Source organism: Alteromonas sp. a30, assembly GCF_026788005.1.
Classification (GTDB): Bacteria; Pseudomonadota; Gammaproteobacteria; order Enterobacterales; family Alteromonadaceae; genus Paraneptunicella.
In genome coordinates, this window is the sequence record NZ_JABEPE010000073.1 from 1 (window position 1) to 1,268 (window position 1,268).

A 1,268-nucleotide genomic window follows, 5' to 3' on the forward strand; every position below is an offset into this window, starting at 1 on the left:
GCCATTCATGATTATGAAGGGTTTGAAGGCTATCGTTTATCGGAATATGAGGGCATTGAGTCTGCCCATACAGTCGCTTTATTTATTGAAGAGCATGGTGGGCTTGGGGCTGAATTATTGGATTACTATTCAGACCTTGAGGAAGCACAAAAAGCCATTGATGAGCGCTATCACGGCGTATATGAAAGCCTCGAAGATTATGCGCGTCAGTTCACCGAAGACTCCAGCACCATTCCCGAACATCTTGCGTTTTATATCGACTATGAACGCATGGGCAGAGATTGGGAAATGTCGGGCGATATTATCAGCTTTGAACTAAGTCATGGTGAAGTCCATGTTTTTAGCGGTTGCTAGTCTTCAAAATAGCGCAGAATGTCCATTTGCTGATGCGGGACACCGATAATATCAATGCTTTGCTCACGAATGAGATAGAAAATCAGATGCTCCTGACAGGGCGAACAATAGTAGCCGTGGGCAATGTCTTTACGGTGCTTGCCCAACAGAGGGTTTTCGCTCAGAGTATTTAATTTGTTATAAAGCGTGCCGATATACTTATCGGCTTGGTCTTCGTTCCAATGCTCGACCGTGTAAAGCCAGATACTCTGCATATCGGCTCTGGCTCTGGGAGTGACATTAATTTTTTTGGGCATTACGTTCTGCTTTGAATGCGCCAAGCATTTCATCCAGAGATTCATTAACGAACTCGCCGCGTTCGGCTTGGCTCGCACCTTCGGCTAGGTGTTGACGCAAAATTTCAAGCTTCGTATTGCGTTCTTCTAATGTGCGTAACGCATCACGCACAAGCTCACTCGCAGAGCCATAGCGACCACTGGCAACTTCATTTTTAATGAAAACCTCCCAATGTTCGCCTAAGGATAAACTGGTCGTAGCCATTTCAGCACCTATCAATTATTCATATTTAACAATATTGAATATAAAGCATGTTAGTTAATATTCAATGAAAAATCACATCATGAATGCGGATGTCGCAATGCTCTGCTTTTATCAAATTCTTAATACTTTCGCCCTATGATTGTACTGCGTGAGAGAATTGAGAATGAATGGCATGGACGCAGACGAGATAAGAATAATCAAAGAGCAAAAGGGGCAAGACGATACACGGCGTCAATATAATGCCGAGCTAGCTGGTGAGTATATCGGTCAATCGCGCTTTGTTCATCGGGAGCAAGAAGCCAAAGCCCAAGAAGACAAAAAACACGCGCGCGATACGCTAGCGATGCTGATGCAAAGTGCATCTTATAAACAAG

At 44.0% G+C, this 1,268-nt stretch carries 4 protein-coding genes; 2 read left to right on the forward strand and 2 right to left on the reverse strand.

Annotated elements, in window-relative coordinates:
- Window positions 1-354 (forward strand): antirestriction protein ArdA (locus tag HJG39_RS19190; protein ID WP_268412020.1); only part of this gene is annotated, 354 nt, incomplete at its 5' end.
- On the opposite strand, the gene HJG39_RS19195 is transcribed toward HJG39_RS19190, so the two are convergent.
- Together HJG39_RS19195 and HJG39_RS19200 are read right to left on the reverse strand one after the other, a co-directional pair.
- Window positions 351-650, reverse strand: a complete 300-nt coding sequence (locus HJG39_RS19195) for a type II toxin-antitoxin system RelE/ParE family toxin (RefSeq protein ID WP_268412021.1) — start codon at window positions 648-650, stop codon at window positions 351-353. The genes HJG39_RS19190 and HJG39_RS19195 overlap by 4 nt on opposite strands.
- The gene (locus HJG39_RS19200) at window positions 634-894 is read right to left on the reverse strand and encodes a type II toxin-antitoxin system ParD family antitoxin (protein ID WP_268412023.1); all 261 of its coding nucleotides are present in this window, start codon (window positions 892-894) and stop codon (window positions 634-636) included. Before HJG39_RS19200 ends, HJG39_RS19195 begins: the two co-directional genes overlap by 17 nt.
- Before the next feature lie 148 nt (window positions 895-1,042).
- On the opposite strand from HJG39_RS19200, the gene HJG39_RS19205 reads away from it, so the two are divergent.
- Window positions 1,043-1,268: hypothetical protein (locus HJG39_RS19205; protein WP_268412025.1), on the forward strand; the 226-nt coding region annotated here is incomplete at its 3' end.